Annotated in this window: 11 protein-coding genes; 7 read left to right on the top strand and 4 right to left on the bottom strand. The window is 48.9% G+C overall.

Going from position 1 to position 16158, the window contains the following annotated elements; all coding sequences use genetic code 11:
* Window positions 1-428: 428 nt before the first annotated feature.
* Entirely contained in the window at window positions 429-1181 is a 753-nt protein-coding gene (locus JGK39_RS28840; protein ID WP_293298213.1) for a pentapeptide repeat-containing protein, read from the bottom strand.
* A gap of 20 nt (window positions 1182-1201) precedes the next feature.
* On the bottom strand, window positions 1202-1846 hold the full coding sequence (locus tag JGK39_RS28845) for a hypothetical protein (RefSeq protein ID WP_293298216.1): 645 nt from the start codon (window positions 1844-1846) through the stop codon (window positions 1202-1204).
* Window positions 1847-2212: 366 nt separating this feature from the next.
* Here JGK39_RS28845 and JGK39_RS28850 point away from each other — a divergent pair, with 366 nt between their 5' ends.
* Window positions 2213-2533 carry a WGxxGxxG family protein gene (locus tag JGK39_RS28850; protein WP_293298218.1) on the top strand — a complete coding sequence of 107 codons (321 nt, stop codon included), beginning with the start codon at window positions 2213-2215 and terminating at the stop codon, window positions 2531-2533.
* Between the two features lie 397 nt (window positions 2534-2930).
* Here the strand turns inward: JGK39_RS28850 and JGK39_RS28855 are convergent, their stop codons facing one another.
* Window positions 2931-8285 (bottom strand): PAS domain S-box protein, encoded by a 5355-nt coding sequence (locus JGK39_RS28855; RefSeq protein WP_293298220.1) that lies wholly within the window; start codon window positions 8283-8285, stop codon window positions 2931-2933.
* A 527-nt stretch (window positions 8286-8812) separates the two neighbouring features.
* Here JGK39_RS28855 and JGK39_RS28860 point away from each other — a divergent pair.
* Both JGK39_RS28860 and JGK39_RS28865 read left to right on the top strand, forming a co-directional pair.
* Window positions 8813-9673: a creatininase family protein gene (locus tag JGK39_RS28860; protein ID WP_293261851.1), complete on the top strand. Its 861-nt coding sequence runs from the start codon at window positions 8813-8815 to the stop codon at window positions 9671-9673.
* Between the two features lie 131 nt (window positions 9674-9804).
* A complete protein-coding gene (locus tag JGK39_RS28865) occupies window positions 9805-10560 on the top strand; it encodes a DUF561 domain-containing protein (protein ID WP_293261848.1) in 756 nt (251 codons plus the stop codon).
* A 73-nt stretch (window positions 10561-10633) separates the two neighbouring features.
* On the opposite strand, the gene JGK39_RS28870 is transcribed toward JGK39_RS28865, so the two are convergent.
* Window positions 10634-11296 carry a hypothetical protein gene (locus JGK39_RS28870; protein WP_293261845.1) on the bottom strand — a complete coding sequence of 221 codons (663 nt, stop codon included), beginning with the start codon at window positions 11294-11296 and terminating at the stop codon, window positions 10634-10636.
* A gap of 84 nt (window positions 11297-11380) precedes the next feature.
* Here JGK39_RS28870 and JGK39_RS28875 point away from each other — a divergent pair, with 84 nt between their 5' ends.
* The 4 genes from JGK39_RS28875 to JGK39_RS28890 all read left to right on the top strand — a co-directional run bounded on the left by JGK39_RS28875 (window position 11381) and on the right by JGK39_RS28890 (window position 15970).
* On the top strand, window positions 11381-12028 hold the full coding sequence (locus JGK39_RS28875) for a DUF2301 domain-containing membrane protein (protein ID WP_293261842.1): 648 nt from the start codon (window positions 11381-11383) through the stop codon (window positions 12026-12028).
* A gap of 232 nt (window positions 12029-12260) precedes the next feature.
* Window positions 12261-12929, top strand: a complete 669-nt coding sequence (locus JGK39_RS28880; protein ID WP_293261839.1) for a YdcF family protein — start codon at window positions 12261-12263, stop codon at window positions 12927-12929.
* Between the two features lie 394 nt (window positions 12930-13323).
* Window positions 13324-14475, top strand: a complete 1152-nt coding sequence (dprA, locus tag JGK39_RS28885) for a DNA-processing protein DprA (RefSeq protein ID WP_293261836.1) — start codon at window positions 13324-13326, stop codon at window positions 14473-14475.
* A 340-nt stretch (window positions 14476-14815) separates the two neighbouring features.
* Window positions 14816-15970, top strand: coding sequence for an aromatic ring-hydroxylating dioxygenase subunit alpha (locus tag JGK39_RS28890; protein WP_293261833.1), 1155 nt, complete (start codon window positions 14816-14818; stop codon window positions 15968-15970).
* Window positions 15971-16158 lie beyond the last annotated feature (188 nt).

The raw sequence follows: 16158 nt of genomic DNA on the forward strand, positions 1-16158 counted from the left end.
TTAATTACCAATGATAAAATTGGTTTGTAGTAGGGACTTTAGTCCTGATTTACTCACAGTCACAGAAAAAACTGAAGTCCTCACTACAAACCTTAATTATCGACGAGAAAATTGGTTCGTAGTAGGGACTTTAGTCCTGATTTACTCACAGTCACACAGAGGACTGAAGTCCTCACTACAAACCTTAATTACCGATGATAAAATTGGTTCGTAGTAGGGATTTTAGTCCTGATTTACTCTAAGTCACACAGAGGACTGAAGTCCTCACTACAAACCTTAATTACCGATGATAAAATTGGTTCGTAGTAGGGATTTTAGTCCTGATTTACTCTAAGTCAAAGAAAGGACTGAAGTCCTCACTACAAACCTTAATTACCAATGATAAAATTGGTTCGTAGTGAGGACTTTAGTCAGTCCTCACTACGAACTTATGATGGTGAAACAATGCTGCCATCAGGCATGATTGTTTCTTTTAAATGAGCGCCGTCGAGATTAGCTCCCGCCAAATTTGATCCTCTGAGATTTGCCCCGGTCAAATTCGCCCCTCTCAAATCAGCTTTGCTGAGGTTTGTCCAGCGGAAATCGGCAGCGCTCAAGTCCGCAAAACAGAGATTTGCCCTGACAAGATATGCTCCAGTAAAGTGAGCTTGCCCGAGGTTAGCTTTAGAGAAATTGGCTGCGTAAAAATGCGCTTCAATCAATTCTGCTTGAGTGAGATTGGCTTGACTGAGATTAGCATGATTGAAGTGGGCGCCGATCGCATTAACTCGAAACATTGCCGCCCCGATTAAATTCGCATCTCCAAAATCGGTTTGTTGGAGATTCGCCGCACTGATGTCCGCCCCAATTAAATTAGCACCGCTCAAATCTGCCCCCCGGAGGTCGGCCGCTCGGAGATTTGCTCCCGTTAAATTGGCTTTAACTAATTTAGTATCGAGCAGTTGCGATCCAGTAAGATTTGCTAAACTGAGATTTGATTCGGCGAGGTTTGCTGTAATTAATTTAGCCTTAAACAAGTCTGTTTTAAAAAGGTTAGACCGCCAAAGATACGCACCTCTAAGATTTGCTTCAGCGAGGTTAGCTTCGCTCAGATCCGGTTCTAGGTTTGGGTTGAGATTTCTCCATTCAATCCAAGTAACTGCACCTTTTTTCAGCAGCGCTAAATGCTGTGTGTTTGCCATAATTGCATCTCCTATAACCGCTATTCCTTGCGACCAAAAACTGCTGGATTTTCGCGACCAGATACGCTTTCCACCGCAGCAATTGCCGCCTGGGAACCTGCTATAATATCTCGTTCTGCACCACCGAGGTAAAGCCGTCCGAAACTGCCGACAGCCTGAACCTCTAAGATGTTAATTGATGCACCTTTTTCTGCTTCATTGGCCGCCAGCGCTGCATAGGCGGCCGGTTCTACTTCTAAGACATAAAGAGTTTGTCCCGCCAGCAGCAACTGTCCGCGCCTGCTGCGGTTGATTAATTGTGTTTGGTGGGGGTCAATGTTGCGAATAATTTGACTGGAAATTACTCGCGGTTTGATACATTCTTCTCTGCGGACTCCGATGAATTCTAGAATTGCTTTGCCTGCGGCCCGGGTTTCGCCCTGCTGGCCCGAGTGTACCTCCAGCAAGCCGTACAAACGCTCGACAATCTGCACTCCAGGGCGCACCGAGGCTGATTTGAGGGCGACATCGGTAATTCGGTTAATTTCGATGCCAGGGGAGATTTCTATCCACAGCGACGCATCCCCCGGTAGCGGCAAGAATCCGGCGGCGACTGTGCCGATGTATGCTGCGTGCTGCGGCTGCAAGTTGTCTAGAAATACGTAGCTGCGTAGCTCTATACCCAATTTGTTTTGATCTCCGTCGATCGAGCTTTAAGTGTTATCTGTGCAATATCTGAGTTTACCTTTTTTTGTCAACAGTACATTGTCTGTTTGACGGTTGACGGTTGACGGTTGACGGTTGACGGTTGACGGTTGACTGTTTGAACAATACCGATGCGGCCGGAAACGATATGAGATACGCCCCGCGAAGTGACGTTTTGGGCTTTGCGAGCTATGTTTAATTTCGTATGACCACTAAAAATTTGATATCAATCTGTAGTAATAGCTGGAGTTAATCAATCTTTACTGCTACAGGTGGATTTAACTTTGAAAGCCGATCGATATATTGGTGATAGTTAAAGATTTTTGCTAACAGAGAGCATTTGAATTATGAAACGTTCTGACTTATCCAAAGCAATCGGTGCAGGTATTATCGCTGCTGGTTTAGCCATTGCACCAGCTCATCTGCCTGCTTCTGCTCAGACAAATACAGCTCCGGGTACTAACAGCAGAGACACAACTACTACAACCACAACTCCTCGCTCCGATGTCTACAGTGCTGATACCGATCGCGACTTTGACTGGGGATGGTTGGGCTTGCTCGGCTTGTCGGGTTTGTTAGGTTTGATTCCCCGCAAACGCGAAGAAAATGTCCGCTACACTACTACAACGGGCGATCGCGACCCAGCAGTTCGTACAGATTACCGCTAATGCTACAGTATAATCGGTTGTGGGCATCATGCAGGGACAGGATGTTTTAACCTGTCCGAATAGCACCAACAATCATCAAAAAACCTCCATCTGTGAGGTTTTTTTATTAGATAATATGTGCGAAAGAATGGTTTGTAGTGAGGACTTTAGTCCTCAGAAAAGAGAGGACTAAAGTCCTTACTACGAACCTATTTTATTTGTTTTTGCGTGAATTAATTGGTTTGTAGTGGTTTGTAGTGAGGACTTTAGTCCTCAGAAAAGAGAGGACTAAAGCCCTTACTACGAACCTATTTTATTTGTTTCTTCTTCTTCTTCTTCTTCTTCTTCTTCTTCTTCCTTCGCGTCCTTCGCGCCTTCGCGGTTCGTTAAAAAAATATTTTTAGCCACAAAAAACAGTTTAAACAATATTTTCCCCCGATCGATCTGCGAGCACCTCCAACATCGCCTCCAGCAACTTATCAGGATCTAAAGGCTTGCAAAGGTGCCGCTGAAACCCCGCAGCCAGAGCTTGCTGATAGTCAATCTCTCCAGCATAAGCCGTAAGGGCGATCGCCGGTACCAATCCGCCTCGCTCAGGCGGCAGAGCCCGCACCTGCTGCAGCAACATATAACCGTCAGTATCGGGCATACCAATATCGCTCAACAGCAGATCCGGGACAGATTGAGTTAAGACTTTTAAGGCATCGCCAGCGCTAGCAACTGCTGTCACGCTGGCGCCACAATCCTCAAGCAGAAAAACCACCAAATCTCGCGCATCAGCGTCGTCATCCACCGCTAACACCCGGATGCCGCTCAAATTGAAAGATGACTCCGGCGCAGTCACCGCAGGAATTGTCGGAGGTTGCACCGGCATCAGAGGTATCCTGACTGTAAATGTCGCGCCTTGTTCTTCGCCTGCACTGTCCGCTTTCACCGTGCCTCCGTGGAGTTCCACGAGATGGCGGACGATCGCCAATCCTAAACCCAATCCGCCAAACTTGCGCGTAAACGTGCTGTCAGCTTGCCGGAAATAGTCGAAGACGTAGGGCAGAAAATCCGGAGAAATGCCTTTGCCCGTATCTGTTACAGTAATTTGGGCGTCCGTGTCTGCCCGATCGAGCTTGACTGCGATTTTGCCTCCGGGCTCCGTGAACTTGACAGCATTTGACAGCAAGTTCCAGACTACCTGCTGAAGTCTGCCCCCATCGCCCAACACCCGGCCGATATGCGGTGCAAATTCAGTGCAGATTTGAATTGATTTGACTTGCGCCGACAAACGCACCGTTTCTATGGCGCTGCCGATCGCCCCGGCTAAATCCACAGGTACAATATTCAAGCTGACCTTGCCTTGCAGAATCCGCGACACGTCGAGCAAATCTTCGATAAGCTGGGTTTGCACTTTGGCGTTGCGCTCGATCGTCTCTAGGGCGTAGCGCTGCTTTTGGGGTGTCAAAGTGTTCGATCGCAGCAGCTTAGCCCAGCCCACAATCGGATTTAAGGGAGTCCGCAATTCGTGGGACAAAACAGCCAAAAATTCGTCTTTGACGCGGTTAGCGCGTTCTGCTTCCTCTCTGGCGGCCTTTTCGAGTGCTAGCAGTCGTTCCCGTTCCGCTTCGGCATTGAGGCGATCGGTAATATCGGTGTTGGTGCCGCACCAGCGCAGCACATTGCCTCGATCGTCGCGAATCGGCACGGCGCGGGAGAGAAACCAGCGGTAAGATCCGTCTTTGCCGCGCAGGGGGAAAGTATCTTCCCAGAGTTCGCCTCTTTCAATGCAGCCCCTAAATTTTGCCACAACGCGATCGACGTGTTGCGGGTCGTGCACCTGCTGCCAGCCCCAGCCCTGCATTTGCTCTCTAGTGGTGCCGGTGTAGTCAAACCAGCGCTGGTTGTACCAGAAAATCCAGCCGCTGGCATCTGTCATCCAGGCCAACTGAGCGATGTTGTCAGCGAGAGCGCGGAACCGATCCTCGCTTTCGTGCAGGTGCTGCACGGCTCGCGCGTGCCCGATCAGAGTCCAGAGGCGAGCCACCACTTCTTGCAGCAGCGAAATTTCGTCGGGCCGCCAGTGCCGTACCGCCTGTGATGTCACCACCAAAAGAGCTACCCAGCGCCCTTCCTGAAGGCAGGGAACATGGAGGAAAGCGCGAATGCCAAGACCGCCGTATTTATCTACAAATGGCGCTGTCTCAGGACAATTAGCGATATCTGAGATGACAAGTGTTTGACCTGCCATACAGAGAGCTTTCTGTTCTGGCGTCTTAAAGTCTGAGATTTGATAGGTGCCGGCGATGCTGGCGAAGCCGGGCTGGTGCCAGTCTCGATCGACAATTGCGAGTCCGGCTGCTAAATCAATTTCGTGCCAGATGCAGCGATCGACATTTAAATATTCTCCCAGACTTTTCATAGCTTCCCACAACATTTCTCGGGGGCAGGAGTGCTGCCGCAAGCGGATTTCGAGGCCGGAGAGAAACTGTTCGGACAGTTGGGCTCTTTTGCGATCGTCAATATCGGTATTCGTGCCGATCCACTCGACAATCTGATTTTGGGCGTCGCGAATTGGCACGGCGCGGGACAAATGCCAGCGTTCCATTTGGTCCGAGGCCCGCCGCAGGCGGAACTCAGCTTGATAAACTTCTCCGGTGGTTTGACATTCTTGCCAGCGGGCGAGGGATTCTGCAAAATCCGACGGCGGCACCAAAGACTCCCAATTGTTTTGAGCGGCTTCTTCGTAAGACATTCCCAGATATTCCGACCATTTTTGATTGGCAAAGCGAAGTTCCCCGGCGGAGTCTACGTTCCAAATCAGGTGGGGGAGAGACTCAGCCAGGAAGCGGAAGCGGCGGTCGCTTTCTGCTAAGCTTGCTTCGGCTCGGAAGCGATCGTCAATATCAATGCCGATCCCCACCCATTGCAGCACCTTTCCCCCGCTGTCTTTGACGGGCACAAGTCGCGCTAGATGCCAGCGGTAGGTGCCGTCAAACCTCCGCACCCGACATTCAAATTCGTAGGATTCGCCTGCTTGAATCGCAGCAGTGCGCGTGGCGACAACGGTTGGCAGATCCTCTGGATGAAATAATTCCAGCACCGGCGCAGCCAGCGGAAATTCTGCTGGCATGATGCCCGTGTAGCTTTGCCAGTGCTGGTTGCAAAATTCTAACCTGCCGTCGGCGGTGTTGAGCCACATTAATTGAGGGACAGCATCGGCGAGGGTGCGGTAGCGATTTTCGCTTTGCCGCAGTGCTTCTTCTACTTGCCGGCGTTCGGTTTTGTCCTGCATGATTTTCAGGAAACCTTGCACTTCGCCGTTTTCGTCGTGCAGGGGCATCATCAGCCCGCTGCCCCAATAGCGGCTGCCGTCTTTGCGGACGTGCCAGCGCTCGTTTTCTCCTTTTCCCTCAGTCAGGGCGAGGTGCATTTCTAGTTCCGGCTTGCGGGCTGCAGAGTCTTCTGGGGTGAATGCGATCCGTCCGTGCTGCCCGACGATTTCAGCTTCGGCGTAGCCCAGCATTCGCTCTGCGCCTGCGTTCCAACTGGTAATGCGTCCGCCGGTGTCCTGGGTGAAGATGGCGTAGTCTTTGGCGCTGTTGAGAATCAATGCCAGGTGGTTTTCGCGATCGCGCAGTGCTGCTTCTGCAACTTTTCGCTTGCTGATATCGGTTGTGAAGCCCACAACTTTAGTCGCTTCGCCTTGCTGGTTGCGGATCAAACAGCCGCGTTCCCAAACATCGATCCAGCGCCCGTCTGCGTGCCGGATTCGGTACTCGCCTTCGTAGCGCTCCTGTTTTAAGATTGGTTTTTCCTCGGCTTCAATACGGGCTAAATCGATCGGATCGATGCGTTCTTTCCACCACTCTGGTGTTGGCCCTGCATCTTCGGGGCGGACACCGACGAGGGAGTACAGTCCCTCGGAACGGTAAACTGAGTTCGATGCAAAATCCCACTCAAACACGATGCCGTCGATCGCCCTTGTAGCTAACTCAAACCGCTCGTTGCTCGCTTGCAAATCGAGTTCGGCTTTTTTGCGATCGGTAATTTCGGCAACTACGACATTGATCGCCACAATCTCCCCGCCTGCATCTTTGAGCGGCGACCAATTTTCCAGCCAAGTGCGGACAACACCCGGTTGAGCGCTGGTTTCGCCCGTGAGTTCAAAATTCCGCATCGCTTCTTTGGTTTCTAGAATGCGGCGGCACCAAGATTCGGCTGTGTCTGCCAAGTTGGGGACTATTTCGCGCACGGTGCGGCCGATATGGGCTTCGACGGAGAGGCCGTTAATTTCTGCCAGCCTCTGGTTGAGCCGCACGAACCGCAAATCTGTGTCTAACACGGCCAAACCCACGGGAATTGTTTGGTAGATCGACTCTATTTCTGCAAGTTGGCGGCGCACGGTTTGCTCGCTTTCGTGCAGGGCGATTTCAGATTTTTTGCGATCGGTAGCATCAAATACTACTCCGACAAACCGCACTGCTGCGCCTGCGCTGTCGTAGAAATAGCGCCCGAACACGCTCAACCAGCGGATTTCTCCCGTATCTGCCCGCACGATGCGGTATTCGACGGAGTAGAGCGATCGCGTTTCCCGAGCTGTTTTGACTGCTTGCACGACTCGCTTTAAGTCGTCTGGATGCACGCACTTTTTCCACATTGCGATCGTTGTTTCGCCGCTCGGTGCCGGTTCGCATCCGAAAATCTTGAAATGGTTCGCCGACCAAATTACTCGATTTGTTTGCACGTCTAGATCCCAGGTTGCCATGCCCGAGCCTTCGATGGCGACGCTCAAACGTTCTTCGCTTTGAGCGAAGGCTAGTTCGGCGATTTTGCGATCGCTGATATCTGTCAGCGATCCCACGGCGCGCACGGGATTGCCCGACTCGTCCCAAATTGCTCGCCCTCTGGCTAAAACCCATTTGTAGCCCCCGTCGGGACAGCGGATGCGGTACTCGCAGCAGTAATGCGAGGTTTCTCGCTGCAAGTGCTGCTGCCAAGTGCTTTGCAATCTCTCCAAATCGTCGGGATGAACCCAGCTTAAATATTGGCTGAAGTGGTGGAAGTCTTGGCGATCGCGTTCCAAAATCTCTAAACAGCGATCGCTCACTGTACCGCAATTTGTTTGCAGGTTGCGATCCCAAATGCCGTCGTTGTTGCCGGCACAGGCTAACTGCCAGCGTTCTTCGCTTTCTCGCAAAGCTTCTTTGGTTTTATTGGCGCGATCGATTTGTACGGCGGCAGCGGCAAAGTCTGCCAGGGCGAGCCCGATCCGCAAGTCTTCGGCATCGAACTGGCGATCGCGATCGTGAGATACAATCCAGATGGCTCCCAGGGGTTGATTTTCTGCTTGCACCGGCAAAACTAACGCTTCGGCGATCGGCATTTTTAGCTGCTGCAAGTCGGGAAAGTATTGTTCTGGATGCAAGTACAACTGGGGAGTTTGCCAGTCTAAATTTGTTCCTGACAAGCGCAGTGTCGGGGCTGTGTTTGTATGTTCTGCGGCTTCCCACGCGCCCGCCAAGGCTTCCCAACGATATATTTGTTCCGATCCGGCATTTTCTGCTAGCAAGCAGACTCCGACGCTGCCTGCGCCGCACAAATCTCGGGCGATCGCCGCCAGTGTTTTGAGCAGCGCGTGCGGCTCCGTTGCTAGTTGTCGGGCAAGAATTTGCAGCGCCCGGTTTTCTGATTGCAGATCCCGAGAGCGAGGAGTGCGGCGCGACAGTTCCTGGGCGGCGATCGGAATGTCGCTTAAATTAGTTTGTGGGGTTTGCCAAGGTTCCATCAATTAGTCGTCTCTATGTCTTGCTGTCTGAGCGGGCGATCGGATCTTAGCGCGCAAGTAAAGCATCTGGTATATGGTATTATCTACCCACAGACAGAATATGTTATCTATCTTTGGAATTACTTTTGAATTTTCCTGCCCGATGATTGCCTGGTTTGCCTTTGCTCTTACCTCCACAATCTAGCAGTTTTCTATTCTCGGAAATACAATAGGGACGTGGGGCAGTGCCTATTGGTGTTAATTTAAGACTAAAAGCTTTGATATCTCTCGTTTATCTCACAGTCTCGATCCCCCTAAATCCCCCGCTCGAAGGGGAGTAGGGGTTGACGAAAGAGAGCTGACACTCTCTCCCTTTGAAAGGGAGACTTTGAACATTCTTGTCCCCCCCCTTCCTAAGGGGGGCTAGGGGGGATTTGGCTTTAATATTCAAACAGTAGATACGTAAAATTTAACGTTCAGTTGAAACGGCGAAAGACTCTCACGTAAGTCCTACCCGAGCATCTGCACTTTAAAATAAAAACCACAATATGCACAATTTTATTCCAGAATCGCGCTTTTTTCCCTATCTGACTTGGACAGAGATTCAGTCGATGCCGGACAAGGAAAATACTGTTATAATTCAGCCGCTAGGTGCGATCGAGCAACACGGCCCCCATTTGCCTTTAATTGTCGATGCGGCAATTAGCGCGGCGGTGACTGGTAAAGCGCTGGCCAAGTTAGATGCAAATATTCCCGCTTACGCTTTGCCGCCTTTCTACTGCGGCAAATCGAACGAACACTGGCATTTTCCCGGTACAATTATGCTCAGCGCTCAGACACTTTTAGCCGTAATATGTGAAATTGCTGACAGTATTTATCGCGCCGGATTTCGGAAATTGGTGTTGATGAATGCTCACGGCGGACAGCCGCAGGTGATGGAAATTGCAGCGCGGGATATTCATCAGAAATATCAGGATTTTTCGGTGTTTCCGCTGTTTGTTTGGCGGGGGCCGAATGTGGCAGCCCAATTACTCACGGCGAAGGAGTTAGAATTGGGAATTCACGCGGGTGATGCAGAAACGAGTTTGATGTTGTCAATTTTGCCCGAACAGGTGAAAATGGAGCGAGCAGTTTGTGAATATCCGAGGGATTTGCCGGCTGACAGTTTGCTGAGTATGGAAGGCAATTTGCCTTTTGCTTGGCTGACGCGAGAGTTGACTGATAGCGGTGTGTTGGGCGATGCGACGGTGGCGACGAAGGAAAAGGGATCTCGTATTTTGGAATCTCTTTCTGATGGCTGGGTACAAGTTATCAAAGATGTCCACAAGTTTCGACAGCCGGGAAGTTCGGCAACGAGCACTGTACGGGATGTAACGGATGTAACGGATGTCAGCGGATTGCAAACCTAAATATAGAGTAAAAAACCCGGTTTCTAAACCGTCGTGCGTCAGTTCAATAAAAATTAAGAATTATAAATCAAAAATAGTTCTAATTCGTGTCAAAATGAGTCTAACAAATTTTCTGAGTTGGAAAACTAACGATGAGTGTAAATCCTAAATTGCAGCGCGCATTTGAGCAAGGCCGCGCCCTGAAAATTATCAGCGGTTTAAATAATTTTGATGCAGCCAACGTTGCGGCTGTTGTCAAAGCAGCGGATCTCGGCGGCGCTTCCTTTGTCGATATTGCTTGCGATCGCGATTTGGTATTGATGGCAAAACAGTTGACAAATTTGCCAATTTGTGTATCGGCTGTGGAACCGGAAAAGTTTGTGGCTGCGGTAGAAGCAGGGGCCGATTTGATTGAAATTGGCAACTTTGATGCTTTCTACGCTGTAGGGCGCCGCTTTGAAGCTGAAGAAGTTTTGGAGTTGACTCGCCAAACGCGATCGCTATTTGGGAACATCACTCTTTCTGTAACAGTTCCCCACATTTTGACTCTCGACAAACAGGTGCAGTTAGCAACAGAATTAGTCAAAGCTGGCGCTAACATCATCCAAACTGAAGGCGGCACCAGCGCCCAACCAATTCACCCCGGAACTTTGGGATTGATTGAAAAAGCAGCGCCTACTTTGGCCGCCGCCTTTGAAATTTCCAGGGCTGTATCCGTCCCCGTACTCTGCGCTTCGGGCATCTCCAGCGTCACCGCACCGCTAGCTATTGGCGCCGGCGCTGCGGGTGTTGGTGTCGGTTCTGCTGTCAGCCAACTTAACAGCGAAGTGGCGATGGTTGCTGCTGTTCGCAGTTTAGTTGAAGCTTTGGCAAAAGTCGAGCGATCGCACTTTGCTGCTTCAATGTAATTGAGAAGGAAGAAGGAAGAAGGAAGAAGGAAGAAGGAAAAATTCTCCCCCTCTCCCCCTCTTCCACTCTTCCTTAAAAATTAATCCACCACACGGAATAATCATGTAATAAATGATTGTTTGGGGGGATATCATCAACGGATTCTAACTCTGCTAAACGCAAGATAAACTTTTTGCGATCGCCGACGCGCTGAACTTCCACAAATATGCCGTCTTCCTGAATAGAAAAATCTTCCAACCGATTAATTGTGAATTTATCCGTATAAGAAGGTTGAGTCTTTTTGAGCATTGCATATTCTTTTTTAGTGCCCAAACCCATCAGATATTCTTCTTCCCATTCAAACTCTTCTATGCCCGTAACTTGGCACGGAACTTGAAAATTTTGCTTGAGGTAGTCTAAATATTTGATTGTATTTTTAAGATCGGCATGGATTTTTTTGTTTCCCAGGATTCTTCTAATCTTATTTTCAAATTGACTGCCATTAAATGGGTAGTTTTCCTCGAGATGGGCCAAGATTTCTGGATTGAAGGTGCCTCCTAATTCTGGTAATTCGGCAAGCAGGCGCTGGAAGTCGTTTAGCGGTTTCGGTCTTCTACCTGCTACAATGGTTTCATCAAGCTGAACTAAAGGAAGTTCGGATACTGAGGGAAGGGATTTGCTTTGATTTGGGCGATCGTCAACTTGAGACTTGTTAACTTTAGACTTGTTAAGTTGAGGCTTGTTAAATTTAGGCATCGCTCGGTCTCGCTGTATCGGTTTATCAATAAAGTATATCTTGGCAGAAGTACATTCGTGTCTGATAAATAGGAGGAAGCTGTGATGCAATTACTGAAATCGCCTGATGAATCGGCAGTCTATCAAGGACAATTCGGCGAGTTTACGATTACCGAAAGCGATCGCGCGGGAGTGCTGATTTACCGCGCCGGATTGGGGGTGGCGGCGCTGTGTTTGGCGGTGGGGGCTACTCTGGTGCTGCAACAAAGCGACAACCCAATGGCAATTCAAGCTGTAACGCCTGTTTTTGCGTGTTTCTGGATAGCTTTAGGCGTTAGTTTGGCAACTATTCACATTTACATGATTGCGCTGCACCGCACCTTACAGGTGTTTTGGGCGATCGGCGGCGCGGCAGCTTTGTTTGTCGCCCTACAAAGCAGCGAACCTTTGGCTTTGGCGGTGTACGAACATCCAGCAACTTTGTGGGGAATTGGCTTTACTTTTGCTGCCTTGAATGGCATTTTTTTTAAAGAAGCTTTCTGTTTTAACCGCCTAGAAACTAAGTTTTTGACTCCGGGAGTTCCGCTGTTGCTTTTAGGACATATTTTTGGCTTTTTGACACCGGAAAACGAACAGTTGTTGCTGGGGCTTTGGGCGATATTATTCATCATTTTTGCCGTCCGCAAGTTCTTTCAACCGATACCGCAGGATATCGGGGATAAGAGCGTTTTTGAGTATTTGAAACACAAATAGTAGAGAAGTTCGGCAACGGATTATGTAGCGGATTTAACGGATGTGATTGCACACCCAAAAGTTAGGTTTTTGGGCTGGATTTATATGAGAACATGACTTATGTACTCCGACTCAAGAAACCGGGTTTTTACCGAATCTACGGGCTGATTAGAAGTATTTTGGTAAAAAACCCGGTTTCTAGCCGTCTGGTGCGTAAATCGTCAAGAATTTGATTAATATGAATTTTGCCATAATGCGAAAACCTAAAATCAAACTTAGTCTGATCCGCCGCCGAGAAATGTGGGCGATTACCTGGGAAGGTTGGGTAATTGCGATCGCAGGTTTAATCATTACAATGACATTGATTATCTCAAATATTCATCCATTTTTGGCTGTAAATGCGCCGATTAAAGCAGATCTACTGGTTGTAGAAGGGTGGTTGCCGGATTATGCAGTCGAAAGTGCGATCGCAGAATTCAACAAAGGCGGATACCGCCAATTAGTGACAACCGGAATTCCGGTAGCTAAAGGCTACTACCTCGCAGAATATAAAAATTATGCCGAACTAACCGCCGCGACTTGTATTGCGCTAGGATTTGATAAAGACAAAGTAGTAGCCGTACCCGCACCGAGTGTTGTGAAACACCGCACTGCTGCTTCTGCGATCGCACTTCGAGATTGGCTGGCTGCATCTGCACTCAAAGTTGACTCAATTAATCTTTATTCTTTTGGTACTCACGCCCGCAGAAGTTGGATGGTTTTTAAAGAAGTGTTGAATCCTGACATTAAAGTCGGGATTATCGCTGCGGAATCGCAAGATTACAACTCACAAGAATGGTGGAAATCCAGCGAAGGTTTTCGGACAGTAACAGGAGAAATCATAGCTTATATTTACGCCCGTTTCGTCGATTGGAAAGCTTAGCCAATACTTTTAAACCCTTCTTTTCTTCCCTTCGCGTTCTTTGCGCCTTCGCGGTTAGTTAAAAATTTATATAGTTTTGAATCCGATGAAGAGGACACCGCGCCGTGCCCAAAGCCGTGTCAACAAACACGTCAAACGTACTCACCGACTGTAGTCTGGCGCTTAGGTCTAGATCCCCCCTAACCCCCCTTCTTAAGGGGGGAACAAGATTCTTCTCAAAGTCCCCCTTTTTAAGGGGGATGCGAGGGGGATCTCGCAAGAGGAGAAAAGCGAGATTTTTCAATGGTTTTAGTCTTAAGCTGACACCAATGGGCAGCGCCGTTTCCCTACCCGAAAACCGATATATTAAACCAAAAATGATAAAATCATTCTCAGATAAATTGAGGGCAACTCGTTGCTAGAAGAACGCGCTTACTGGTTAGCATGGTCGCAGATTAGCGGCATCGGGCCGATTTTGTTGCAAAGATTGCACCAACACTTCCCTACTTTGGCAGCAGCTTGGACGGCAAAGCCTGTAGATTTTATGCAAATAGAAGGGTTGAGCAAGCATAAAATTGAAACGGTTTTGCAAGAACGATCCAAACTCAATCCAGCCGAATTTATCGAACAACATCTTATCAAAAATCCCTGTTTCTGGACGCCGGCCGATAAAGATTATCCCAGCTTGTTATTAGAAATTCCCAATCCGCCGCCGGTGCTGTACTATCGCGGTTTAGTTGACCTCAAAGAGAATCGCGGAATTACGCCGACGGTGGCAATTGTTGGGACTCGCAGTCCTTCGGAATACGGCCGCCGCTGGACTCGCAAATTTAGTGCGGCTTTGGCTACAAACGGTTTTACTGTTGTTTCGGGACTCGCCGCAGGTATTGATACTGAGGCTCATACAAGCTGTTTGGAGGCGGGAGGCCGGACTTTGGCTGTTTTTGGGACTGGGGTTGATATTGTTTATCCTAAGCCGAATGAGCGGTTGTGCGATCGCATTTTACAGCAGGGTTTAGCAATTAGCGAATATCCGGCGGGCACTCAACCGAATAAAACTAATTTTCCGCGCCGAAATCGGATAATTGCTGGCTTGAGCCGCGCTACTATTGTGATAGAAGCTCCGCATAAATCGGGGGCGTTAATTACTGCTTATCAAGCTAATGATTTTTGCCGGGATGTGTATGTTTTGACGGCAAGGTTGGATGATGAGCGATCGTTTGGATGTTTGGAGTTGCTGAGTAAAGGTGCTCATCCGATTCTCCCGAATAGCGATCGACTTTTAAGCGAAGACCGGTTGCTGGAAATGCTCGGAGCTATGCCAAAATTGGATAGCGCGCAGCAGTTGTCGCTGTTTCCGACAAATCCGCCTCCCCAAAGGCAAGAGCCGCTATTGGATGCCCAGTTGGCTGTAGTGTTAAAAGCTCTGGGTTCGGGGCCGAATTCTCTTGATACAATTGTGGAGGCTGCAGGATTGGAAGCGGGGACGGTTTCTGGTATTCTTTTGCAGTTGGAATTGTTGGGATTAGTTTCGCAGTTGCCCGGTATGCGCTATCAGCGGTGTTGATTGGTGTTAGTGCGATCGCATTTAACCATAGAAATCTCGCCGCTCGCCGAGTCTAGCTCCCCCTAAATACCCCTTAATAATACCCACTTTGAGAAGACTCTTATCCCCCCTTTTAAGTAGGACTTTGATAACTTTTGTCCCCCCTTTTAAGGAGGACTTTGATAACTCTTGTCTCCCCCTTTTTTTAGGCTGCGGTGTACGCACAAGTCCTAAAAACCTGGCTGTGTCAGACATAGGCCTTACTGGGCCAGGTTTTTATCCGAGCGGTTTCGTTATCAATAGTTTTAACTTATTGATATCATAGTTAACAGAAAATCAAGGAGCAAAAAAATAAATTTCCATGACCTCGACGACCTTTGATTTCCAACTCGACTTGTGCCTACGCGGTAGCTTCGATGGGGGGCGCCGGGGGGATCGGGGTTTCGGTGCTGGCGGCGCATCATACATAATTAGTAAATTTTTGTTAAAAAAAACCATGTTAGTCACCAAACAACCTGTTTTCAAACGCTTCTGGTATCCCGTTATTCCCGTCGCCGAATTGGGTGGCGAACCCAAACCTTTTGTATTGTTAGGTCAGCCGATCGCACTTTGGCTAGATTCCGAAGGAAAACCCGCAGCAGTAGAAGACCGGTGCTGTCACCGCACCGCTAAACTTTCCCTGGGAAAAGTTGTCAGCGGCAACATTTCCTGTGCTTACCACGGCTGGACATTCAACTCTTCAGGAACTTGCGTCCGCGTTCCCCAACAGCCAAACGGCGCGATTTCTGGCAACTACAAAGTAAAATCTTATCAGGCTTGCGATCGCTACGGATACGTTTGGGTTTGTTTGGGCGAACCAATCGCCGAAATTCCCGATATTCCCGAAGCAGCAGACCCGAACTACCGCCAAATTCACGAATTTTACGAACCTTGGAATTGTGCGGGATTGCGGGTGATGGAAAACGAATTAGATATGGCTCATCCGTCTTTTGTACATACCGCAACTTTCGGCAGCGAAGAGCATCTCGCGCCGGATTTGATGGAGTTTACAGAAACAGAATGGGAACTGCATTACCGAAGTGTTTTGGGCGTCGCCAATCCCGCACAGCAACAGCAAAACTTAAAAATAGAGCAAGCAGAAACCGTGCGGACAATAGACGGAATTTGGTTTCTACCGTTTACCGTCAAGCTGCGGATTGCTTACCCGAACGGACTCGTTCACATCATCGTTAATACAATGACTCCGATTGACGATTCTACTTCTCAAATGGTGCAGTTTTGTCTCCGCAACGATACCGAAAATGAGGCAAAAACCAGCGATATTATTGCCTTCGATCGCGCTGTTACTTTAGAAGACAAGCGGATTTTAGAAACAACAGATTGGGACGTACCGCTCGACATCGCCCAAGAACAGCATATGCTAACAGATAAGCCGGGAATCATCATCCGCCGCAAAATTGCTGCACTGTTAAAAGCCCACGGCGAAGTCGAACAAACTAAAGTCAGCAGTCATTAGTCAGCAGTCATTAGTCATTAGCAATCAGATCGATCGTCCATAATACATAGGCCGGGGCGGGTTTTTGAGATTGTCGGTTTTTGGAAACTATTATTGGTGAACCCGCCCCTTGTATCTTAAAAGAGTGAGGACGGTCGATCGCCACATCAATCAGGCGATCGCCACATCAATCAGGCGATCGCCACATC

The sequence above is a fragment of the Microcoleus sp. PH2017_12_PCY_D_A genome, assembly GCF_020738565.1.
Lineage (GTDB): Bacteria > Cyanobacteriota > Cyanobacteriia > Cyanobacteriales > Microcoleaceae > Microcoleus.

Excerpts from the sequence above, each read along its gene's own strand:
- JGK39_RS28840 (WP_293298213.1), bottom strand. The coding sequence starts at position 1,181 with ATGGCAAACACACAGCATTTAGCGCTGCTGAAAAAAGGTGCAGTTACT.
- JGK39_RS28850 (WP_293298218.1), top strand. The coding sequence starts at position 2,213 with ATGAAACGTTCTGACTTATCCAAAGCAATCGGTGCAGGTATTATCGCT.
- JGK39_RS28855 (WP_293298220.1), bottom strand. The coding sequence starts at position 8,285 with ATGGAACCTTGGCAAACCCCACAAACTAATTTAAGCGACATTCCGATC.
- JGK39_RS28860 (WP_293261851.1), top strand. The coding sequence starts at position 8,813 with ATGCACAATTTTATTCCAGAATCGCGCTTTTTTCCCTATCTGACTTGG.
- JGK39_RS28865 (WP_293261848.1), top strand. The coding sequence starts at position 9,805 with ATGAGTGTAAATCCTAAATTGCAGCGCGCATTTGAGCAAGGCCGCGCC.
- JGK39_RS28870 (WP_293261845.1), bottom strand. The coding sequence starts at position 11,296 with ATGCCTAAATTTAACAAGCCTCAACTTAACAAGTCTAAAGTTAACAAG.
- JGK39_RS28875 (WP_293261842.1), top strand. The coding sequence starts at position 11,381 with ATGCAATTACTGAAATCGCCTGATGAATCGGCAGTCTATCAAGGACAA.
- JGK39_RS28880 (WP_293261839.1), top strand. The coding sequence starts at position 12,261 with ATGCGAAAACCTAAAATCAAACTTAGTCTGATCCGCCGCCGAGAAATG.
- JGK39_RS28890 (WP_293261833.1), top strand. The coding sequence starts at position 14,816 with ATGACCTCGACGACCTTTGATTTCCAACTCGACTTGTGCCTACGCGGT.